This is a genomic window from Fulvimarina pelagi HTCC2506 (assembly GCF_000153705.1).
GTDB lineage: Bacteria > Pseudomonadota > Alphaproteobacteria > Rhizobiales > Rhizobiaceae > Fulvimarina > Fulvimarina pelagi.
This window is the reverse complement of the sequence record NZ_DS022272.1, coordinates 206,864-228,946: the sequence shown is the minus strand read 5'-3', so window position 1 is coordinate 228,946 and position 22,083 is coordinate 206,864. Positions and strand designations below refer to the sequence as shown.

At 61.2% G+C, this 22,083-nt stretch carries 20 protein-coding genes and 1 tRNA gene; 7 read left to right on the top strand and 14 right to left on the bottom strand.

What is annotated here, in order from left to right; all coding sequences use genetic code 11:
* Nucleotides 1-91 precede the first annotated feature (91 nt).
* The gene (thiD, locus tag FP2506_RS01035; protein WP_007065477.1) at nt 92-898 is read left to right on the top strand and encodes a bifunctional hydroxymethylpyrimidine kinase/phosphomethylpyrimidine kinase; all 807 of its coding nucleotides are present in this window, start codon (nt 92-94) and stop codon (nt 896-898) included.
* Nucleotides 899-909: 11 nt separating this feature from the next.
* Here the strand turns inward: thiD and FP2506_RS01030 are convergent, their stop codons facing one another.
* The 10 genes from FP2506_RS01030 to FP2506_RS00985 form a co-directional block, all read right to left on the bottom strand.
* On the bottom strand, nt 910-1,803 hold the full coding sequence (locus FP2506_RS01030) for a dihydrodipicolinate synthase family protein (protein WP_040489264.1): 894 nt from the start codon (nt 1,801-1,803) through the stop codon (nt 910-912).
* A gap of 150 nt (nt 1,804-1,953) precedes the next feature.
* On the bottom strand, nt 1,954-2,694 hold the full coding sequence (phoB, locus tag FP2506_RS01025) for a phosphate regulon transcriptional regulator PhoB (RefSeq protein ID WP_007065475.1): 741 nt from the start codon (nt 2,692-2,694) through the stop codon (nt 1,954-1,956).
* The gene (phoU, locus tag FP2506_RS01020) at nt 2,691-3,428 is read right to left on the bottom strand and encodes a phosphate signaling complex protein PhoU (RefSeq protein ID WP_007065474.1); all 738 of its coding nucleotides are present in this window, start codon (nt 3,426-3,428) and stop codon (nt 2,691-2,693) included. The genes phoB and phoU overlap by 4 nt, the downstream gene beginning before the upstream one ends.
* Nucleotides 3,429-3,504: 76 nt before the next feature.
* Nucleotides 3,505-4,314 carry a phosphate ABC transporter ATP-binding protein PstB gene (pstB, locus tag FP2506_RS01015; RefSeq protein WP_007065473.1) on the bottom strand — a complete coding sequence of 270 codons (810 nt, stop codon included), beginning with the start codon at nt 4,312-4,314 and terminating at the stop codon, nt 3,505-3,507.
* A gap of 23 nt (nt 4,315-4,337) precedes the next feature.
* Nucleotides 4,338-5,660, bottom strand: coding sequence for a phosphate ABC transporter permease PstA (gene pstA, locus FP2506_RS01010; RefSeq protein ID WP_007065472.1), 1,323 nt, complete (start codon nt 5,658-5,660; stop codon nt 4,338-4,340).
* On the bottom strand, nt 5,657-7,147 hold the full coding sequence (gene pstC / locus FP2506_RS01005; protein WP_007065471.1) for a phosphate ABC transporter permease subunit PstC: 1,491 nt from the start codon (nt 7,145-7,147) through the stop codon (nt 5,657-5,659). Before pstC ends, pstA begins: the two co-directional genes overlap by 4 nt.
* 243 nt (nt 7,148-7,390) lie before the next feature.
* Complete coding sequence (locus FP2506_RS01000) at nt 7,391-8,443, bottom strand: PstS family phosphate ABC transporter substrate-binding protein (protein ID WP_007065470.1); 1,053 nt, start codon at nt 8,441-8,443, stop codon at nt 7,391-7,393.
* A gap of 156 nt (nt 8,444-8,599) precedes the next feature.
* The gene (locus tag FP2506_RS00995) at nt 8,600-9,892 is read right to left on the bottom strand and encodes an ATP-binding protein (RefSeq protein WP_007065469.1); all 1,293 of its coding nucleotides are present in this window, start codon (nt 9,890-9,892) and stop codon (nt 8,600-8,602) included.
* Between the two features lie 99 nt (nt 9,893-9,991).
* A tRNA-His gene (locus tag FP2506_RS00990) sits at nt 9,992-10,068 on the bottom strand.
* 79 nt (nt 10,069-10,147) lie between these two features.
* Nucleotides 10,148-10,792, bottom strand: coding sequence for a LysE family translocator (locus FP2506_RS00985; protein ID WP_007065468.1), 645 nt, complete (start codon nt 10,790-10,792; stop codon nt 10,148-10,150).
* Between the two features lie 211 nt (nt 10,793-11,003).
* On the opposite strand from FP2506_RS00985, the gene FP2506_RS00980 reads away from it, so the two are divergent.
* The 6 genes from FP2506_RS00980 to FP2506_RS00955 all read left to right on the top strand — a co-directional run bounded on the left by FP2506_RS00980 (nt 11,004) and on the right by FP2506_RS00955 (nt 16,698).
* Nucleotides 11,004-11,555, top strand: a complete 552-nt coding sequence (locus FP2506_RS00980) for a sigma-70 family RNA polymerase sigma factor (protein WP_244404102.1) — start codon at nt 11,004-11,006, stop codon at nt 11,553-11,555.
* 3 nt (nt 11,556-11,558) lie between these two features.
* Entirely contained in the window at nt 11,559-12,194 is a 636-nt protein-coding gene (locus FP2506_RS00975) for an NrsF family protein (RefSeq protein ID WP_007065466.1), read from the top strand.
* Nucleotides 12,195-12,276: 82 nt separating this feature from the next.
* Nucleotides 12,277-13,047, top strand: a complete 771-nt coding sequence (gene cobS, locus FP2506_RS00970; protein WP_040489260.1) for an adenosylcobinamide-GDP ribazoletransferase — start codon at nt 12,277-12,279, stop codon at nt 13,045-13,047.
* A gap of 36 nt (nt 13,048-13,083) precedes the next feature.
* Nucleotides 13,084-14,193: a cobalt-precorrin-5B (C(1))-methyltransferase gene (locus FP2506_RS00965; protein WP_007065464.1), complete on the top strand. Its 1,110-nt coding sequence runs from the start codon at nt 13,084-13,086 to the stop codon at nt 14,191-14,193.
* Nucleotides 14,183-14,944 carry a cobalt-precorrin-6A reductase gene (locus FP2506_RS00960; protein ID WP_007065463.1) on the top strand — a complete coding sequence of 254 codons (762 nt, stop codon included), beginning with the start codon at nt 14,183-14,185 and terminating at the stop codon, nt 14,942-14,944. The genes FP2506_RS00965 and FP2506_RS00960 overlap by 11 nt, the downstream gene beginning before the upstream one ends.
* A gap of 482 nt (nt 14,945-15,426) precedes the next feature.
* Nucleotides 15,427-16,698, top strand: a complete 1,272-nt coding sequence (locus tag FP2506_RS00955) for an amidase (protein WP_007065462.1) — start codon at nt 15,427-15,429, stop codon at nt 16,696-16,698.
* A gap of 471 nt (nt 16,699-17,169) precedes the next feature.
* Here the strand turns inward: FP2506_RS00955 and FP2506_RS00950 are convergent, their stop codons facing one another.
* The 4 genes from FP2506_RS00950 to FP2506_RS00935 form a co-directional block, all read right to left on the bottom strand.
* Nucleotides 17,170-18,372 (bottom strand): AI-2E family transporter, encoded by a 1,203-nt coding sequence (locus FP2506_RS00950; RefSeq protein WP_007065460.1) that lies wholly within the window; start codon nt 18,370-18,372, stop codon nt 17,170-17,172.
* A gap of 168 nt (nt 18,373-18,540) precedes the next feature.
* Nucleotides 18,541-19,323, bottom strand: coding sequence for an amino acid ABC transporter ATP-binding protein (locus FP2506_RS00945; RefSeq protein ID WP_040489258.1), 783 nt, complete (start codon nt 19,321-19,323; stop codon nt 18,541-18,543).
* A 17-nt stretch (nt 19,324-19,340) separates the two neighbouring features.
* Nucleotides 19,341-20,834, bottom strand: coding sequence for an amino acid ABC transporter permease (locus tag FP2506_RS00940; protein WP_007065458.1), 1,494 nt, complete (start codon nt 20,832-20,834; stop codon nt 19,341-19,343).
* 12 nt (nt 20,835-20,846) lie between these two features.
* On the bottom strand, nt 20,847-22,049 hold the full coding sequence (locus FP2506_RS00935; RefSeq protein WP_007065457.1) for an amino acid ABC transporter permease: 1,203 nt from the start codon (nt 22,047-22,049) through the stop codon (nt 20,847-20,849).
* Nucleotides 22,050-22,083 lie beyond the last annotated feature (34 nt).

The window sequence follows — 22,083 nt, the reverse complement described above, 5'->3', positions numbered from 1 at the left end:
AGGGACTTGCACTTAAAACGGTCTATGCCGAAAAGGGCGGCACTTCGCTCCGTGTGGAGACACCCACGCCGATCAGCTTAAAAAGGCTTCGATGATCCCCAATATTCTCTCAATCGCTGGCTCCGACCCCTCTGGGGGCGCTGGGATCCAGGCCGACATCAAGGCAATTTCAGCCAATGGCGGCTATGCGATGGCGGTGATCGCGGCCCTGACGGCACAGAACACGAGAGGGGTCCGCGGTTTCACCGTGGTCGCGCCGGACATGGTACGCTCTCAGATCGAAACGATCCGCGACGATATTCGGATTGATGCCATCAAGATTGGTATGCTGGGTGATGCCGCAATCGTCCGCACGGTGGCCGAGGTGCTCGGAACGATCGATGCGCCGGTGGTGCTCGACCCGGTGATGGTGGCGAAAGGCGGCGACCGGCTACTCGCCGAAGAGGCGGTGGCCGCCCTGCGCGACCTGCTTGTTCCCCGAGCCGCCATCCTGACGCCGAATCTGCCAGAAGCCGGCGATCTCTTGGGACGAGCGCCAGCGCAAGATATCGAGAGCATGCGCGAACAGGGTGAGGCGCTCCTCGCGCTCGGCTGCAAGGCCGTGATGATGAAAGGCGGGCATCTGCCGCGTGGCGAGGCGATCGATCTTCTCGTCACCGATGACGATACGGTCGAATTGGAGGCGCCTCGTACCAACACGAAAAATACGCACGGTACGGGGTGCACCCTTTCGTCAGCGCTCGCCACGGCCCTAGGCGCAGGTTTTGCGCCCATCGAGGCGGCACGGCGTGCGAAAGCCTATATCGGGGCCGCGATCGGCGCGGCGGATACGCTTTCGGTCGGGTCTGGCAACGGCCCGGTTCATCATTTTCACTGGCGCAGCCCTGGCTTGGCCTAATCTGCACGGCGTCAGGCGGGAAGCGTTTCGAGCGCTTTTTCGATGCGCTGCCTTTCGGTCATTCCGAGCGGCAGGAGCGGGCGCGGGAGTTCGGCACGACCCAGTTCCAGCAGTTCGAGCAGCGCATACATCACGCGCAGGCTTCCGAATGCTTTGAAAAGCTCCCAAAGCGGCCCGCAGGCCGAGTCGAGACGCAGAGCTTCCTCCTCATGACCCATTCGGGCAGCCTTCGCCAGCCGCACTGCAAGCTCCGGTATCATCCCTGCAATCACGCTATAGAAGGCGTCGGCGCCGGCAAGCAGGGCGGGCCTCATCGTCCAGTCCGCGCTGTAGCCGATCGCAAATCCCGTCCGGGTTTTCAGGGTGGCGATCTCCCCCGCGAAGTCGCCATCTGCCGGCGGCGGCCGCTTTACCGCGGCAATTTGCTCGACCTTCGAAAGCCGTTCGAGGAGATCGTAGCCGAAGGAGAAATGCGTTGTGCTCGGATTGTCGTAGATACAGAACTCGAGCCCGGTCGAGCCGGCGACGGTCCGATAATGCCAATAGACTTCGTCGTCGGTGAGAGGCGTGTAGGACACTGGCGCCATCAGGAGCGCATCTGCGCCGCTCGCCTCAGCGTCGCGGGCCAGCGCTTGGGCCTCATCGGTTCGCATCGCTCCGACACCGACGATGATCGGCAGACGGCCAGCCACGCATTCAGCCGTCGCCGCGACAGCCCGACGGCGTTCGGCGCGAGAGAGATACGCATAGGTGCCGGTGCTGCCGAGAAGGCCGATCGACGCCGCGCCTGAGATGCAGATGCGCTCTACGAGGCGAGCGAGCAGTTCGGTGTCGACGCGGCCCTCGCTGTCAGCGGGCGTGATCGGAAAGGCCGAGAGGCCGCAAAACGGCGAGGGTGTAGTCATCATCCGAATTCCATCGAGGGGAGCGAATACCCGATCTACGGGCCGCCCGCCGATTCCTCATGGGATAGCACGTGTCGATGTCTCGGATGGATGACGTTTTGCGATGGCCCGATAATCTTAGCAGATGACTCAGAACGGTCTGAACTCGCCCTACCCAGCCGCCTCCTTCAGTTTCATGCGTTGCGACGTCGCTTTCGCTGCGAGAAACTGTTCGTCCAGCGCGTAGCCCGCTCCGCGCACGGTGCGGATCGGATCGCGGTCGCGCGCCCGGTTGATCGCCTTGCGCAGGCGACCCACGTGGACGTCCACCGTCCGTTCGTCGACATAGATGTCCCGGCCCCACACACCGTCGAGCAGCTGTTCGCGTGTAAAGACGCGGCCGGGCGCCTGCATAAGGAACTCAAGCAGCTTGAATTCCGTGGGTCCGAGCCTCAGCTCCCGTCCCGCACGCCGTACTCGATGGGCGGAGCGGTCGAGTTCGAGATCACCGGCTGACAGAACGCTCGCCACTTTTTCCGGGCTTGCGCGGCGCATCATCGCCTTCACGCGAGCGGTGAACTCCCGCATCGAGAATGGCTTCACAACGTAGTCGTCGGCGCCAACAGAGAGCCCCTGGACACGCTCGCTCTCCTCGCCGCGCGCCGTCAGCATGATGACCGGCAGTTGAGCCGTATCGGGCCGCTGACGCAGGCGGCGACAGATTTCGACGCCGGACAGACCTGGAAGCATCCAGTCGAGTACCAGAAGGTCGGGCGTATCCTCCTTCAGGCGTAGATCGGCCTCGTCACCACGGGCGATGACCTCCACCTCATAGCCTTCTGCTTCGAGATTGTAGCGAAGGAGCACCCCAAGGGCCTCCTCGTCCTCTACGACGGTGACACGAAGGCTCATCCCGCTGTGCCTTCCGCGGCTTCTTCGAGGCTCTTCTGCGTAACGGTCGCCGACCTGTCCTTCTTCGGTCGATCCGCCTCCATCTCCTGGCCAGTCTTGATGTAGAAGATCGTCTCGGCGATGTTCGTCGCGTGGTCGCCAATCCGCTCGATGTTCTTTGCACTGAAGAGCAGATGGGTGCACGAGGTGATGTTACGCGGATCTTCCATCATGTAGGTAAGGAGTTCACGGAAGATCGAAGTATAGACCGCGTCGATCTCTTCGTCGTTGTCGCGCACGGTGATCGCCCGCTCGTGGTCGCGCGCGCCATAGGCGTCGAGCACGTCCTTCAATTGATCGACCGCGAGTTCGGACAGATGCTCGATGCCCCGCACGAGTTGGTTCGGCTGAGCATGGTTGTGGACGGCGAGAACGCGCTTGGCGATGTTCTTTGCGAGATCGCCGATCCTTTCGAGATCGCTAGAGATGCGGATCGCGCCGACGATCTCGCGCAGGTCGATCGCCATCGGCTGGCGCTTGCCGATCGTCATGATCGCCTTTTCGTCCACCTCGCGCTGGGCCGCATCGAGGATGACGTCGTCTGCGATCACGGATTGGGCGAGTGCCGTATCGCCGCGAACCAGTGCGGTCACCGCCTGTTCCAGCATACGCTCGGCCTGGCCGCCCATCTCCGAGATGCGGCGGACGATGAATTTCAGCTCGTCCTCGTAGGAGGACACGATATGCGAAGCCATGTTGGCCTCCCTCGAAAAATGGGCGTCTTCACGCCTTGGCCGGCCGGGTATTCGTCCGGCCGCGGCATTTGCTGAATCAGCCGAAGCGGCCAGTGATGTAGTCCTGGGTTCTCTTATCGTCGGGGTTGGAGAACATCTTTTCCGTTGCGCCGACTTCGGCGAGATCTCCGAGATGGAACATCGCGGTCACCTGGCTCACGCGGGCCGCCTGCTGCATCGAGTGGGTGACGATCACGATCGTGAAATTCTGCTTCAGTTCGTCGATCAGTTCCTCGACTGTCGCGGTGGCTATCGGGTCGAGCGCCGAGCAGGGCTCATCCATGAGGATAACCTCGGGCGAGACAGCAATCGCCCGAGCGATGCAAAGGCGTTGCTGCTGGCCGCCAGACAAGCCCGTGCCTGGCTCATCGAGCCGGTCCTTTACCTCCTTGTAGAGGCCGGCACGTTTTAGGCTTGTATGAACGATCTCCTCGAGTTGGTCCTTGTTCTTGGCGAGGCCATGAATTTTCGGCCCGTAAGCAACGTTTTCCCAAATCGATTTCGGAAACGGATTCGGCTTCTGAAACACCATGCCGACCCGGGCACGGAGCTCGACCACGTCGAGATCGGGATCGTAAATATTTTCGCCGTCGAGCAGGATCTTGCCGTCGACCTTGGCGGTGTCGATCGTATCGTTCATCCGGTTGAGGCACCGCAGATAGGTGGACTTGCCGCAGCCGGAGGGTCCGATGAGGGCGGTAACCTGACGCTCCTTTATATCGAGACTGATCCCGTTCAGGGCTTGCTTCTGCCCATAATGGACGGTCACGTCCTTGCTTGCCATCTTGATTGTCTTGTCTTGCGACACGGCAGGTCCTTTTTCGAAAGTCGCTCTCGACATATCCATCTGGTCTCTGTCCCTTCTTGAGCCTACCAACGGCGTTCGAAGCGACGGCGGAGGAATATCGCGGTCAGGTTCATCAGGGCGAGGAAGCCCAGCAATATCATGATCGCGCCGGAGGTGCGCTCCTGGAAGGCGCGTTCTGCCTCATTCGCCCACATGTAGATTTGGACAGGCAACGCGGTCGCAGCGTCGAGCGGCGTCTCCGGATAGTCGGCGACGAACGCAACCATGCCGATGAGGAGCAGCGGCGCCGTTTCACCGAGCGCCTGGGCCAAGCCGATGATAGTCCCCGTCAGGATACCTGGGGCCGCGAGCGGCAGGACATGCTGGAACACGGTCTGTGTCTTCGATGCGCCGAGCCCAAGGGCCGCCCATCGGATCGACGGTGGAACGGCACGCAGGGCAGCTCTGGTCGCGATGATAATCGTCGGCAGGGTCATCAACGTCAGGACAAGGCCACCGACGAGCGCGGCTGATCGAGGCAGGCCGAACCAGTTGATGAAGACAGCAAGGCCCAGGATACCGAAGACGATGGAGGGCACGGCCGCGAGATTGTTGATGTTCACTTCGATGAGATCGGTGAACCTGTTCTTCGGCGCGAACTCTTCGAGATAGATCGAGGCCGCGACACCAATGGGGAGGGCCAGCGCCAGCACGATCAGCATCATATAGGCCGATCCGATAATCGCGACGCCGACGCCCGCTGTCTCGGCGCGCGAGGAGGCGCCAAAGGTGAAGAGACCCCAGTTAAAGTTCTGTTCGAGGGCGCCCATCTCTTCGAGCCGCTCGATGAATTCAAGCTGGAGATCGCTGATCGGACGCCGGCTCTCCTCGACGGAAAGGTCGTAGGAGCCTTTCAACGCGCTGTCGAGGTCGGAGCTCGCATAGAGCCAGACGTCCTCGGTGGTGCCGATGACCTGAAGATCGTTCAGCACCATGTCGCGCAGTTCCATACGGACACCCTGGGAAACAAGCCCGTTGGCTGCGCTGACCGCTTCGGAGTTCTCGGGATCGATTTCGAGCAGCTGGATAAGGCCATCGCGCGCGAGCTGGGGGTAGTTCGCCATCATCAGCTTGGATTGGTTGGCTGCTCCCTCCTCGGCCGTGCCGATGACCTCTTCCGAGAAGGTGATGGGCACCCGGATCTCGGTCTGCCAGAAGGCGGTGTAGCCCTTGGAGACAACGCTCCACAGCAGGATGAAGAGGAAGGCAATGCCGAGACCGATGGCGATCATGCCATAGGCCTTGAAGCGACGCTCAGCCGCGTAGCGCCTCTTGATCCCGATGTCCCGACGCCCCCGGGTAGCCTCCGAGCGATCGGAGATGTCGTTCGCGGTCGCGTCGGTCATTCGTACTGTTCCTTGTACTTCCGCACGATATAGAGGGCGTAGACGTTGAGGCAGAGCGTGATCACGAAGAGCGTGATCCCGAGCGCGAAGGCGACCAGCGTCTGTGGCGAGGTGAATTCGAGGTCACCCGTAAGCTGCTGGACGATCTTGACGGTAATCGTGGTCATCGCCTCGAACGGATTGATCGTGAGGTTCGCTGCGACACCCGCGGCGAGAACGACGATCATCGTCTCGCCGATGGCGCGGGAGGCCGTCAGAAGCAACGCCGAGACGATGCCAGGAAGCGCCGCTGGCAAGATGACCCGCTTGACGGTCTCGGAGCGTGTCGCGCCGAGGCCGAGCGAGCCGTCCCGCAGGGAGCGCGGCACCGAGGTGATGATGTCGTCAGACAGGGACGAGACGAAGGGGATGAGCATGATGCCCATGACGCAGCCGGCCGTCAGTACGCTCTGGGCCTGGATGAAAGCCGAATAGTTCCCTGTCAGCAGGCCGGAGATCTGTGCCGAGAGATCTCGAAAGAACGGACCGACCGTGACAAGGGCGAAGAAGCCGTAGACGATGGTCGGGATGCCGGCCAGCACTTCAAGGAGCGGCTTGGCGACCGAGCGTGTCCGGTTGTCGGCATATTCAGCCATGTAGATCGCCGCGAAGAGCCCGATCGGCACGGCGACGGCCATTGCGACCGCGCCGATATAGAGCGTGCCGGCGAGAAGCGGGATCAGGCCGAACTGGCCGGTCTCACCACCGGAGCCGGCCGCGCTGAAGCGTGGTTCCCAAGTGGTGCCGAAGAAGAACTCCCAGGCGCTGACCCGCGAGAAGAAGTCTGCGCTCTCGAACAGCATCGAGAATACGATGCCCACCGTCGTCATGATGGCGATCGAGGACGCGACGATCAGCGTGACGTTGACGACCTTCTCGACCTTGTTGCGGGCTCTGAGCCGTGTGCGAATGTTGCGGTATCCGTAGAAGGCCCCGCCTGCCGCGAAGAGGACGACCACGATCGTCATCGCCCAGCGACTGACCGTCGACCAGATATTGCTCTCAATCGCGAGTGGCAGCATCCAGTCCTGGCTCGCCGAAGCGATCGCCACGCCGTACTGGCGAAAAAGGGGAAGCGCATCCTCTATCGGGGTGTCTTCGTCGATCTGGTCGCGTTCGTCCTCGGGAAGTGAGCGAAGTCCCACGCCGATGGATTCGACGATGCCATAGGCGAGATCGTCCGTGAGGCCTGCCTCTGCGACCGCATCTTCCGGGAACGCATTGCGGATCTGTATCTCGTTGAGGATCGGCGAAGCGATCAGCCAGGTGCCGAGCAGGAGCAAAGAGGGCACCCAGGCCCACGAGAGTACGTAGCTCGCATGGTAGATCGGGCGCGAATGGGGCCGCATGCCCCTCTCGATCCTGAGCTGCCTGCCGCGCTGATAGGCGGCGTAGCCACCGACCGCGCCGACCAAGAGAACGATGAGGATGATGATGGATGTCGACAATGGGTCCGCTTTCTCGAAGTGTTGCGGATTAACCGACCGGACTATGCGGTCACGAGAGCGGCACGAACCTGCTCGTTTTCAAGGAAGTGCTTCAGCGCTAGCGGCACACGCCCTCGCCGCAAGGATGGCCGCCGACTCGTCTGTTCGATCGCGGCCTCGGGAGACCCAGCCAGTCGATATGGCGCTGCACCGAACAGGAACGGGGACGCCGCTCGCAGCGGCACCCCCGATAATCGTGATCGATTAGCCCGAAACGGTGACGGTCTCACCGCTTTCGAACTGATCCATCTGGGTCTGGCGCTCGTCAGCCGAGAGCGGAACCAGGCCGTATTCGACCGTCGGCGAGCCTTCACCGGTCATCTGCTCGGACAGGAAGAATTGGACATATTCCTGAAGACCCGGAACGACGCCGAGATGCGCGCGCTTGACGTAGAAGAACAGCGGACGCGAGACCGGATACTCACCGGTAGCGATCGCCTCCGCTGTCGGCGTAACGTCGTTGACCGTCGCGACCTGGAGCTTGTCCTGGTTCTGCTCGTAGAAAGCGAGACCGAAGACGCCGACCGCCTGCGGGTTGGCGTCGATACGGGCTAGCGTTTCGGTGTAGTCGCCGGAAATTTCGCCGATCGCGCCGTCGTTGCGGACCTGCATGCAGGCGTCCTCGACGGCGTCTTCGTCCATTCCGCCGTCCATCATAACCTGCATGGCGCCAGAATCTTCGCAGCCCTGAAGCATGAGCTTTTCTTCAAAGACTTCGCGGGTTCCATGATTGGAAGCCGGGATGAAGGCCGAGATTTCCTGATCCGGCAGCGAGGGATCGACATCCGACCAGCTGCTGAAGGAATTCTCGCCCATTTCGCCGTCCTGCGGGACCTGCGCACCCATGGCCTTGTAGACCATTTCTGGCGTCAGAGCGAAGGATTCACCGGAAGCGGCCGAGGCGAAGACGATGCCGTCATATCCGAACTTGATCTCGCTGATCTCGTTCACGCCTGCGTCGTTGCAGGCCTGGACTTCCAAGTCGCGGATCTGACGCGAAGAGTTGGCTATGTCGATCGTTTCCGGTCCGACACCCTGGCAGAACTGCTTGAGGCCAGCCGAGGAGCCACCCGATTCGACGACGGGGGTCGGATAGTCCGGGAAGGTCTCGCCGTAGTTCTCCGCGATGATCTGGGCATAGGGAAGCACCGTCGAAGAACCGGCGACCTGGACGGCCTCGCTCGACTGGGCAAGCGCCGGGGCGGCGAACGCGAGCGAAGTGCCAACCATCAGGCTGGTGAAATGCTTGGTGTTCACGGGAGTGTCTCCTTGATGGAGGTTGAGGGGGGAAATCGAGATCCGTCCCAGCATCGAGCTGTGGCGCCGGCCTCGAGTTCGGCCTATGCCTAACGAGTTTCCGCGAACGGTATATGACAGTTGAACAACGCTTTTATGACAGTCCAAGTATCTGATCTAATTGTTCTTTAGTGAAGTTTGCGAACGGTCCGACAATCTCTGGAATCGCGCAGTGAATGTCGAGCCAGCGCCTACCTGGGATTCGATCATCAGTCGCGCCTTGTGGCGCAGGAGGATATTGCGCACGATGGCAAGGCCGAGGCCCGTTCCCTTCATCGCCCTGGAGTTGCCGACGTCGACCCGGTAGAACCGTTCGGTAAGACGCGGCACATGTTCGGCCGCGACTCCTGGTCCGAAATCGACGACGGAAGCATCGGCGATCGGTCGCCCCCGCTCCTCCCCGGTCGTAAGACGCAGCACCACTCGCTCGCCGTCGCGGCCATATTTGCAGGCGTTCTCGACAAGGTTCGAGAACACCTGCATCAGCTCGTCCGGCTCCCCTGCTACAAGGACGGGATCGATGCCGAGATCGGTCTCGATGGAGAGGCCCATGTCGTTCGCAAGTGGCGACAGCTGATCGGCTACCTTTCGCAGGATCGCACCGAGTTCCACCGGCTGGCTCACCGGAAGATGCCGCTTCATCTCGATTCGCGAAAGCGAGAGGAGATCGTCGATCAGCCGCGACATGCGTCCGGCTTGGTCGCGCATGATGGCGAGAAATTTTTCGCGCGCGACCGCGTCGTTCTGCGCAGGACCCTGCAGGGTTTCGATGAAGCCGGTGAGCGAGGCCAGCGGCGTACGCAACTCGTGGCTTGCATTGGCAACGAAGTCGGTCCGGATCCGCTCCGTTTGACGCGCGACGGTGCGGTCGTAGAAGACGATCAGGAAAATTGAGGGATTGCCACCATCGCGCACCGGCACGGGAAGCACCTCAATCTCGAAGCTGCGATCTGCGCCGCGCCGTTCCTCTAGCAATGCCGATGTCCTCCGGCCGGTGCCGACCGCATCCTCGATGGCGGAGAGGACGTGCGGTGCTCGGAATCGCAGATGGATCGGTTCGCTCGCCTGAAGGCGGCCCAAGGGTCCGAGGGAGGCCGGGTTCTGATAAGTGAGCGTCAGATCGCGATTGATCACAAGCACCGGCTCAGCCAAAGCCTCAACCACGGCCTCCGCGCCCGCATCCAGCCGATCGGCCTCCGGACGCGCTTCCGATCTTCGCCCGAGATTCTGAGTCTTCTCTGACGGCCAGAACAGAAGCGCGAAGATCGCCACTACGAAGGCAACGAGCGCTTCGAGCGTATCGGGATAGAGCACCGCAATACCAGCACCGCCAAAAGCCACGAAAGCTGCCAGTCGCTTACGTCGTAGCGGAAACACAGACTTGTCGGCCTGACTGTCAGGCGTGGTCACGACGGGCGGTCCTTGGTTCGATCTCTGCGCAACGAAATGCTATGGGCAGGCCGGTTGACAGGCTCATGAAACCGATCGGGGACGCTTGACGAAAAGAGATGGTACGGTTGGCTGGAGTTGAACCAGCGACCTTCGGAGCCACAATCCGACGCTCTAACCAACTGAGCTACAACCGCACAGGCGGGGCTTCCCGCGATTTGTGTCCGAGATAAATCGTTTTCCGGTATGGTGCAAGGGTGGTCGGGAGCGCCCAGCCTAACGGTTCTGAGCGAACAAAATTCTGATGGCGAAGGCCGAGAAGACGCCGGCGAACAACCAGTCGATTGCGCGAGTAACCTTCGGCTTGCGGGTCAGGAGATTGGCAAGAGATCCGGCAGCAAGGATCATCGGCACACTGAGCGGTACCGCCACGAGTATGAAGAAGAGGCCGAGAAAGACGAGCTTGCCCGCCGCATGGGGATCGGACGCGGAAACAAATTGCGGCAGGAAGGTCACGAAGAACAAGATGATCTTCGGGTTGAGAAGGTTGATGCCGAGGCCAGTCAGCCAATGGCTGAACAGCGATTTGGCCTTCTTGCGTTCGCCAGTCTTCACATTGAGGGCGGAGCCGGAAACGATCGCCTGCGCGGCCAGGAAGACCAGATAGGCGGCGCCGACAACCTTCAGAACGAGAAAAGCTTGTGGCGAGGCGGCAATCAGTGCCGAAATACCGAAGGCGGCAAGCGAGGTGTGGACGAGAATGCCGCTCGACGCGCCGAGCATCGACGCCATACCAGCCGCACGGCCCTGGGATAGGGTGCGCCCGAGGAACAGCGTCATGTCCGGGCCGGGCGTGATCGTCAGGACCACGGCAGCAAGGAAGAACGCGGACAGTGTCGTAAGGTCGGGCACGAACATCATGTTTTGCCTCCTATCACGACGAATAGTGTCGGTCAGCCGGAATTTCGCGACTTCGAGACACGCCCTCAGATGGGTGCGGAATTTATCGAAATGGTGTAAAGAATAGTGTCCTCGAAATTCCGGCCTGCCGAGACGCTCGATGGCCGAGTTGTTCGATTTTTTCCTTTTGCGGCCGCGTAACGATGATCACTCCCGATTCGAAAGTATCGACGTGAAGCCCGCAACGACCCCGACGCGGAGCGAGATGTCCGTCCTGCTTCAGGACGGACTGAGTGGCGACAACGGTGCCTACGGACGCTTTCTCGAAGGCGCCGCGAGGATCTTGCGTGGATTTTGCGCCCGCAAGCTACCTCCGGGGCTGCCGGGCTTCGATGCGGAGGATCTGGTTCAGGAGATATTGATGGCGGTCCACGCCAAACGACATACATGGCGAACTGAGGAGCCGGTCGAACCCTGGCTCTTCGCGATCGCGCGCTATAAGGCCATCGACGCCTTCCGCAAGCATGGCAAACGCATCGAGGTGGACATCTCCGACCATGTCGACGCGATGTTCGTCGAGCCGGACGTGAGTGGCCTGGTCGCCCGCGATGTCATGAAGGCGGTGGATACGCTCGACGGGCGGACACGCGAAGTCGTGACTGCAATCTCCATCGAAGGCAAGAGCATCGAGGAGACGGCGGAACGCCTCGACATCAGCCGCGGTGCAGTCCGGGTCGCCTTTCATCGCGGCCTTAAAATCCTTTCCGAACGCGACGCGTCTTAGCCTATGCAGACCGACCAGCTCATCGCGCAACTTCAAAGCGATGCCGCCACCAAACCGCGCCCGTCAGCGGTTGGATGGGGATTCATCACGATTTGTGCCGTTGTCGCCGCGGGCCTCGCACTTGCGGCGACCGTCGGCGTTCGACCCGATTTCAGCACGGCCGTCGAAACCGTCCGCTTCGACTTCAAGTTTCTACTGACGGCGATCCTCGCGGGCACGGCCTTGGTCGCGCTCACGGAACTTGCGCGACCGACTGGGGACCGCCGCAAGCTGGGCCTGCTCTTACTTCCATTCGCTCTCCTCGTCGGCTCGGTGGTCACCGAACTCGCCGTGCTTCCGGCGAGCTTGTGGGAGGCGAGGATGGTGGGTACGAATTATGCATCCTGCCTCACCGTCATTCCTTTGTTCGGCCTCGGGCCGTTAAGCCTCTTCATCTACGCTTCGCGCAAGCGCGCTCCGCTGCGACCCATGTTGCAGGGTGCTCTTTGCGGTCTGGCGGCCGCTGCAGTTGGCGCCTTTTTCTACGCGGCCCACTGCACGGACGACTCGCCGCTCTTTGTCGCGACCTGGTATCCGCTGGCGAGCGCAATCCTCGTCGTGACAGGCGCGGTCGTGGGTCAGAGAATATTGCGCTGGTAACGCCCGGCGGCGGCGCTGTGCTTGCCCGTTCGCACCGAGCCTGCAAGAGATGGCGCATCCGGTGCGACCACTGCGCGACACTATGCCAGACTTCGTAAAACGCCTTCTCAGATCTTTGGCTTTCCTGACGCGCCTGCCACCTGCCGCCTCCGCGTTCGACTCGGGGCCTCATCCGCTCGGCCGCGACGTTGCAGCATTTCCCATCGCCGGTCTGGTCGCCGCGGTTCCGTCGGCACTCGTGGTGGTCGTCCTCTCGCCATTCGAACTCTCCACGCTTCTCGTCGCGGTCATTGCCACAGCGATGATGGTCTGGACGACTGGGGCTCTTCACGAAGACGGTCTTGGGGACGTCGCGGACGGGCTGTTCGGCCATCTGCCGCCCGAGCGAGCCGTCGAAGTCATGAAGGACAGCCGCGTCGGCACCTATGGGGTGCTCGCGCTGGTCTTCTCAGTTACTGCCCGCGTTCTGATCCTCGCAGAGCTGATTGCATTTTCGCCGCTCGCCGCGTCCTTCGGTATCCTTGGCGTCGCATGTCTCAGTCGCGGCTGTATGGCGCTTCTCTGGGCCGAGCTACCAAGTGCCGATGTCGGAGGAATTGCTGATAGCGTCGGACAACCGCACCTACGCGATGCGTGGTCGGCGCTCACCATTGGTGCGGTACTGTTCGTTCTTCTTGCAAGCTTCGGTTTTGGTGTCGGCAACGCCCTTCTCGGCCTCATCTTCGCTGCATTGAAATATCTCGGCTTCAAACGTTGGCTTCGGCGCCGGCTCGGCGGCCAGACCGGAGATACGCTCGGCGCGGTCCAGCAGCTGACGGAGCTATCCGCTCTGTTCGCTCTCTGCTTCGCATGAGTTTCCGCCGACCCTCCCGACGCTTATAACCGCGCCATGAGCGAAGCGAACGAGGAAACGCAGAGAAAAGACGCGACCACCGGCCTGAGGCGCGGCTGGACCACCGGCGCATGCGCGACCGCCGCGACCAAAGCCGCCTTGACCGCCTTGCTTACCGGCACTTTCCCTGATCCGGTGACGATCCGCCTGCCCAAAGGCGAGAACCCTAGTTTCGCGCTCTGCCGCCAGACCCTCTCCGGCCGAAGCGCGATGGCCAGCATCGTAAAGGATGCGGGCGACGATCCCGACGTCACGCATCTTGCGGAGATCGTGGTTACGGTAACCCTGATCGAAAGCGCGCCAGGTCTCGTCTTCCGCGCCGGCAAAGGCGTCGGGACGGTCACCCGCGAGGGACTGCCAATCGGCGTCGGCGAACCTGCCATTAACCCGGTACCGCGCGCCATGATGCAGGCGGTCGTAGACGATCTGCTTACTGCACACGAGATTTCGGATGGCGTCGAAATTACCGTCTCGATCCCGGACGGAGAACGTCTTGCCGAGAAAACCTGGAATCCGCGTCTCGGCATCGTCGGAGGCCTGTCGATCCTCGGCACGACCGGAATCGTCCACCCCTTCTCATGCGCATCCTGGATCCACGCAATTCACCGCGGCGTCGACGTCGCCCGCGCAGCCGGGATCAAACATCTCGTCGGTCCAACAGGGTCGGCGAGCGAGGCGGCGGCGCGGCTTGTCTATCCGGAGCTTCCTGAGTTTGCCTTTCTCGACATGGGCGATTTCGCCGGGGGTCTTATCAAATATCTGAGGACCCATCCCGTCGAGCGCCTGACCATCGCGGGCGGGTTCGGTAAGCTCACCAAGCTCGCGCAGGGCGCGATGGATCTTCATTCCGGGCGCAGCCAAGTCGATTTCGCATTCCTGAAAAATCTGACAGAGGCAGCAGGGCAAACGAAGCTCGCCGAGACGATCGGCGCGGCGAATTCGGCAGGCCACGCACTTGCGCTCGCCACGGCGCAAGACTTCGATCTCGCCCGACACGTCGCACTGGCGGCGAAACGAACCGCCGAGCGGCTCTGCCTCGGTATCCCGATCGCGATTGATGTCATCGTCGTCGACCGCGCCGGAACCGTGATCGCCCATGTCCAATAGCCCAGCCGGGCGCGTCCTGATCCTTGGCGGAACAAGCGAAGCGAACGCTCTCGCAGAGCGCCTGTGCTCCGCCTTCGCCAGCCTCGACGTCGTCCTGTCCCTCGCAGGACGCACCCGATGCCCCGACTGTCCCGCGGGCGTCGCAGTGAGAAGCGGCGGCTTTGGCGGGGCGAAAGGGCTGGCTGCTTATCTGAAAGCAATGTCGATCACCGTGCTCATCGATGCGACACATCCCTTTGCATGCCGCATCGCCGAGAACGCGGTGCACGCCTCCCGTGAAACGGGCGTGCCTCTTGCAAAGCTCCTCCGTCCGGAGTGGTCCGCCGAACCGGACGACGACTGGCGGATCGTCGAGAACGAGTCGGATGCGGTGGCCGCTTTGCCCTCTGGCTCCAGCCCGTTCGTCGCTCTCGGGCGCCAGCACCTTGCTCCCTTCGCCGCGCGAAGCGATCTCAAGCCGGTGCTGCGGATGATCGATCGACCCGATCCGCCGATCGGTTTCGACGCCTTAATCATCCACGGAAGGCCAAGGGCAAGTGCCGAAGCCGAAGCCGATCTGTTCCGCCGGCACGCGGTCACGCATCTCGTCTGTCGGAATTCGGGGGGCGAACGATCCTACGCGAAAATTGCGGCGGCTCGATCTCTCCAACTTCCAGTCATCATGATAGCGAGGCCGCAGCCGTTAGATGGCACACCGACGGTCCCTTCGGTTCAGTCCTGTCTCGACTGGGTGCTTCGCACCTCTTTTTAAAATTTTCTGAATGTACGATATCGCACATAGCAATCGCCGTTGTCCAAGCAGCCGAGACAGGCTCTGCGGAGAAAGCCGAAACCAAGAATTGTATCTAAGCCCAGCAGAAACTATATCAGGCTTATCATTATGGGCTTCGAACATGTCTTGTCGTGAAGCTGAACGAGAGAGACAGCAGCACTCGAACGTCCGCCCGACGACAAGCGCAATCCGAGCCAGCCCAAGCGGTTCGCCGTATTGGCCGGGCAGATAATCGGAAGACGTTCGGATCATCGAGACGTTCGGCCGTACCCTCTCGGTCGAACGACACCACGATCATCTGCGGGGCGCAGACGAGAGTGGTGGTGACGTCCGCCGGAGGTTCTCAAATCTCCGGCGGATGTTGCGGAAGGCGGCGCAGCAACAGGCGGCCCGCTGTCTTCCAAGGCTCTCAGCCATAGTCTATGGGCTCCCCGCAAGACGACGTTCCGAGGAGATTTCCCATGTCAGCAGCCGCCCTTGACCGCCATCGCCTGAGCGTCTGCGACATTCTCGCGGCGATCGAAGATGGCGCCCTCGCCCCGGCGGACGTCGTTGCCGAAAGCCGGTCCCGCATCACGGCGCGGGACGCGGAGGTGGGCGCCTTCGTAACCCTTGCCGACGAAACCGCTTCGGCAATCGGCGGCCCGCTCTCAGGCATTCCCGTCGGCATCAAGGACATCTTCGACACCAGCGACATGCCGACAGAGATGGGCTCATCGCTCTATGCCGGTCATCGGCCCCGCTTCGATGCTACGCTGGTCTCGATGGCGCGAACCCAAGGTGCGGCGATCGTCGGCAAGACCGTGACGACTGAACTCGCCTCTCTCGATCCAGCTGGAACGAACAATCCGGCGGCCCCCGGCCATACGCCCGGCGGCTCGTCTTCGGGCTCGGCGGCGGCCGTCGCCGCGGGCTTCTGCGCAGCAGCCTACGGCTCGCAGACCGGCGCATCGGTCGTCCGACCGGCGGCGTTCTGCGGCATTGCCGGCTTCAAGCCGAGCTTTCGGCTGCTGCCGACCGTCGGGATGAAGACGTTCGCGTGGTCGCTCGATACGGCCGGGCTCTTCGCCGCGAGTGTTCGCGACGTGGCGCTCTTCGCCGACCTCTTGACCGGGCGAGCGCTACGCGTGAGGGATGAGTTGAGTCTCGCCGGCCTCACCCTTGGTTTCTATCGGACCAAGCTGGACGACAGCATTGAGCCGGCGATGGTCGATGCGCTCGACCGAACCCGTCGTGCGGCCGAAAAAGCCGGCGTACGGATTATCGATCTCGACGAACCGGGAGCGCTTGAAGAGGGCCGCGACGCCCACACGGCGATTCAAGGCTACGAGGCAAGCCGCGCGCTGATGCACGAACAGCGGAGCGGTGGCGACAGCCTCGGCCCAAAGGTGAAGGCGATTCTCGACGACGGCGCAGGCTATACACCAGAAGAATACGACATTGCCCGCCGGGCTGCGCGCGTCGCGCGGAAGGCTGCCAACGGCCTTTTTGAGAGTGTTGACGCAATAGTAGCACCCTCCGCCTTCGGGCCGGCGCCGAAAGGTCTTTCCTCGACAGGCGATCCGACGATCGCAAAACTCTGGACTCTCACTGGGAATCCGGTCGTGAACGTACCGGGCCTGGCCACGGAGAATGGCCTGCCGCTCGGTATCTCGATTGTGGCGCGATTTGGGCGCGACGCGCGCGTGCTCGCGATAGCGGCAGGCCTGGAACGCACCTTTTCCGGCGTATAGATTCTTCAGAGAAGTTGTCCTTCAAAGTTTTGATGTGCATCTGCGAAGTCGAACCAGGGCCCGTTCCTTCGGGTTTCAGGCAATATCCGTGTAGCATCCGAGGTCCTTCTGAGTGCGCTGCACAATAAGAGACCCCTTGTCTGAGCGCCTGCTCTCGACCAATCTTTCGAACGGTTGGCGATCGGTGCGGGATTCAGGCGCTGATTGGCGACGGGAGGGGCCACACCCTACGTTCTCAGAAAAAAGGGATGGGCTCCCAGGGAAGGAGACAGACACATGGAAGTCATGCGTTCTTTTAACTTGCTGATGGTATGTGCCGCGTTCGCCTTCATCGGGGCGATGGTCGTGGGCGTTCTCTAAAGAACGGCCAGTTCCGGAGACTTCTCCGAACGACCTGACAGACAAAATTAACGAAAACCGGGCTTTGCGGCCCGGTTTTCTTTTTGACCGTGTGGCTGCACGGCGGCCAGGTCAGTCGTCGTCTGGGGTTTCCTCTGCCGCCAGAAAGGCTCCGAAAGCGTGCAACGCCTCGGTATAGGTGGCGAAAACCTTGATGGCGACCATCAGGGGCACAGCGAGGAACATGCCGAGGACACCCCAGATCCATCCCCAGAACGCGACCGAGAGGAAGACGGCCGCCGCGTTCATCTGTAGCCTCCGCCCGACAATCATCGGCGTTAGGAACTGACCCTCGATCGTGGTGACGGCAAGGTAGATCAGCACGGGAATTGCGGCCTCGGCAAGGCTACCGAACTCGGCAAGAGCGATGACACCGACGAGCCCCATGCCGAACAGCGCGCCGAGATAGGGGATGAAATTGAGGAGCGTCGCGAGGGCGCCGAAGACGACGGGACTTGGCATTCCCACGTACCAAAGCCCGGTCCCGACTGCGATGCCGAGGCCCGTATTGATGAGCGTAATCGTGAGAAAGTAGCGCGAGAGCTCGCGCTCGATGTCATGGGCTATGTGCAGCGCGCGTTTCTTGTCTTCAAGCGTCGGCATCAAGCGGACTAGCTTGGCATAGAACATGTCGCCCGAAGCCAGAAGAAAGAACAGGAAGACAAGGGCAAAAAGGACCGATGCCAGGATCGTAGGCAGTTCGTTCGCTGCATTGTCGACCAGGCCAGGGTTCTTGACGACAACCTCCTGCGGCTCGTCGTCGTTTTCCGGCTCGGGCTCCGGCTGTGCGAAGGGCGACGGCGGCAGACGGTTGACCCCATCGTCTGTTCCACCCTCGCCGACGTTCTCACTTGCCTCCTGCAGGCGCTGGAAGCGTGCCTGCACTGTTCGAATCTCCTTATCGACCGCCCGTGCGTATTCCGGCGCGTTGGAGATGATGTTCGCGATCGGATCGCTCAACATGTAGAAGCCGAACGTCAAAAAGGTCAGCGACCCGATGACGAGGAAAAAGGCGGAAACGGGCTCCCAGATCTTCAAACGGCGCCGGAGAAAGCGGACGATCGGGCTCATGACGAGTGCGAAGAGAACCGCGATAATCACCGGAAGCACGAAGCTCGCCGTCAGATAGAGGCCTCCAAAAAGCATCATGAAGAAGATGCCGATCACGGCCCAGCGAGGACCAAATTCCACCGATTGTCGTGCGAGGAGACCAATCGCGGTAGCCGAGTTCGAACTCTCTCCGGAGGCTTTTTCTTCTTTTTTTGCCAATGCCATGTCCTTGAGCAAGACCGGCCATGCTCATCAGGCGTCCCGGCTTGAAAACGCGGAATATGTTCGGGCGTTCCGATTAGACGTCATTCTACAGGGCTCGGTACGCCGACCGACAGTCCGCATTCGACGAGAACGAAGTCGATGTCCTGCATGTTCGTTCCGATGCCGGCTTCAGTGCAGGATCTGAGACAGGAAAAGCTTGGTACGCTCGTGCTGCGGGTTTTCGAAGAAGGCCTTCGGCTCGTTCTGCTCGACGATCTGGCCGCGGTCCATGAAGATCACGCGGTTCGCGACCGAGCGGGCGAAGCCCATCTCGTGGGTGACGCAGAGCATTGTCATCCCCTCCTCTGCCAGCCCCACCATGACATCGAGCACCTCTTTGATCATCTCAGGATCCAGTGCGGAAGTCGGCTCGTCGAAGAGCATGATGCGCGGGTTCATGCAAAGCGAGCGTGCGATCGCCACGCGTTGCTGTTGGCCGCCCGAGAGCTGACCGGGGTATTTGTGTGCCTGCTCCGGTATCTTCACGCGCTCCAGATAGTGCATGGCGATCTCCTCGGCTTTCTTCTTGGGCATCTTGCGAACCCATATCGGCGCGAGCGTGCAGTTCTCCATGATGGTAAGATGCGGGAAGAGGTTGAAGTGCTGGAACACCATGCCGACCTCGCGCCGCACCTCGTCTATCTTTTTCAGATCGCCGGTAAGCTCGATCCCGTCGACGACGATGCGGCCCTTCTGGTGCTCCTCCAGCCGATTGATGCAGCGGATCATGGTCGATTTGCCGGACCCGGACGGGCCGCAGATAACGATGCGCTCGCCCTTCTGGACGGTGAGATTGATGTCGCGCAGCACGTGGAACTCGCCAAACCACTTGTTGACCTTATCCATCTCCACCGCGACCTCGTCGGAAATCTCCATCTTCTTCGTCGGGGTCGGCGCTGATTCTTGCGTCATCGACATGAGGGCGGTCCTTATCGTTTGTGTCCGGTGTCGAGGCGGCGCTCGACGAAAATCGAGTAGCGCGACATGCCGAAGCAGAAGCACCAGTAGACGAAGGCGGCAAAGAGAAGCCCTGTCGCGGGCGTTGTCGGCGTGATCCAGTTCGGATCGGCAAAACCGCGCTTCACTGTTCCTAGAAGGTCGGCGAGGCCGATAATGTAGACCAGCGAGGTATCCTTGAAGAGGCCGATAAAGGTGTTGACGATACCCGGAATGACGATCTTCAACGCTTGGGGCAGGATGATCAGCCGCGTTTTCTGCCAATAGCTGAGCGCCATCGCATCCGCGCCCTCGTACTGGCCTTTCGGAATCGCCTGCAGGCCACCTCGGACGACCTCCGCCATGTAAGCTGATGCGAAAAGGGCCACGCCGACGAGCGCGCGCAGCAGCGAATTGAAATTCACCCCTTCCGGCATGAAGAGCGGAAGCATGAAGGTCGCCATGAAGAGGACGGTGATCAGTGGCACGCCGCGCCAGAACTCGATGAAGATGACGCAGATGAGCCTTACGGCCGGCATATGAGAACGCCGCCCTAGGGCAAGGAGCACGCCGAACGGAAGAGATGCCGCGATCCCGGAAAGGGCGACGACAAGCGTCAGCATCAGCCCTCCCCAGAGATTGGTCGGCACGTAGCGCAGGTCGAAATCCGCCGTCATCGCGAAGATGAAAAGTGCGGCGATAACGAGCGGCGCCACCATGCTCTTGATCGTCGTCTGGCCGGAGCCAAAACCCACCATCATCGACAAGCCGATGGCGCCGAGAGTTGCGACGAAGGCAAGCATCGTCAGAAGACTGAAGGAGAAGCCGAGGATCTCGAAAGTCGGCGTGTCCAGGACGATAGCGATCAGCATCAGCGCTATTGCACCCAAGAGAAGCCAGGTCGCAATGCGCATTTCGAGCCGTGAGAGGCTGATTCGCGGAACCGAGCCAACGGCGCTGAGCGTAGCGGCGGCTGCCAGCACGAAGACGAGCGCGATCGCACCACCGGCGAGTTCGAACTCACCACCCGTCAGAAGCACGAGGGTGACGACCGGAAAGACCGCGAATAGCAGGATCGCGTTGATCCGTTTGTATGGGACGTTCGGGATCAGGAGACCCGCTGTGAGAAGTGCCAGCAGCAGGAATACGGTATCGACACGCCAGCGCTCTGCGGACGGATAGGTGCCGTAAACGAACTGGCCAAGTTTCGCCTCGACGAAGGCCCAGCAGGCCCCGCCATGGCCCCCACCCTCGACAAGGCAGGCCTCGCGATCCGCGCCCTCGAAGACGGCATCAAGCCAGACAAAACTGAAGAGGTTCCAGATCGCCCAGACGATGAAGAGGCCGCAGACGAGGGTGAGGATCGTGTCGACCGGCGTCGCGAACAGGTTTTTCCGGAGAACCGCGATCGGGCCCGCATCATTGCGAGGCGCAGGAAGCTGCGGCAGTTCCTTCGTCGAGACGTAGGCGTTTGCGTGTTCTTGCATGGATCGCGCTCCCTACCGCTCAGCCAAGGCCATCTTGGAATTGAACCAGTTCATGAAGATCGAGACGGCAATGCTGATCGATAGATAGACCCCCATGCAGATCACGATGATTTCGATAGACTGGCCCGACTGATTTAGAACCGTCGTTCCTATGGCGAAGAGTTCGGGATAGCCGATTGCAAGGCCGAGCGAGGAGTTCTTGATCAGGTTGAGATACTGACTGGTCAGCGGAGGGATGATGACCCGGAAGGCCTGCGGCACGATTACGAGCCTGAGTGTTAGCCCGCGCCTCAACCCGAGCGCGGACGATGCCTCCGTCTGTCCTTTCGAGACTGAAAGGATGCCGGCGCGCACGATTTCGGCGATGAACGCCGCGGTATAGAGGGAGAGGGCCAGGAACAGAGCGACGAATTCCGGCTTGATCTGGAAACCACCCTGCAGATTGAACGTGCCCGGCGTCGGTATGTCGATGGTTGCGGGCATTCCGGTCACAAGGAAGGCGACGAGCGGGAGGCCGACGACAAGCCCGAGAACCGGCCAGAGAGTCGGCTTGCGATCGCCTGTCTTCAGCTGATGCCTCCTATTGCGCCGAGCGAGCACGATCGCCGCAGCGAGCCCGGCGGCGAAGACAACAAAGCTCGCCCATGCAAGTACCTCGAATGCAAAGCTCGGCGTCTGCAATCCGCGATTCGTCAGATAGAAGCCGAAGGGGTTTTCAGAGATGCCACGTGGGCTGCCAAGGGCTGAAATGACACCGAAATACCAGAACAGGATAACGAGCAGCGGCGGAATGTTTCGGAAGACCTCGACATAGACCGTCGAAAGAAGCCGAACGAGAAAATTCTGCGAGAGCCTGCCGATGCCGATGATGAAACCGACGATGGTTGCGAAGACGATTCCCGTGCCAGCCACGATCAGCGTGTTCACGAGGCCGACGATCAGCGCACGGCCGTAGGTCGCCGAATTCGAATATTCGATTGGCGTTTGACCGATGTCGAAGCCGGCCCTGTTCGAAAGAAACCCGAACCCGGAGGCAATGTTCGCCTGCGCGAGGTTGCGGGCCGTGTTGTCGACCAGCCACCAGACGAACAGGGCCAGTCCGATGATCAGCGTCGCCTGAATCGCGAACGACCGAAAGAACGGATCGTTCAGCAGCCCGGACGAGGACGATGACGAGGCGCGTACGCCGCCGGACGTCTCGATATTCGCAGCCATTCAAACCTCTTCGGGTAAGGGCTTTTTGTTTTTC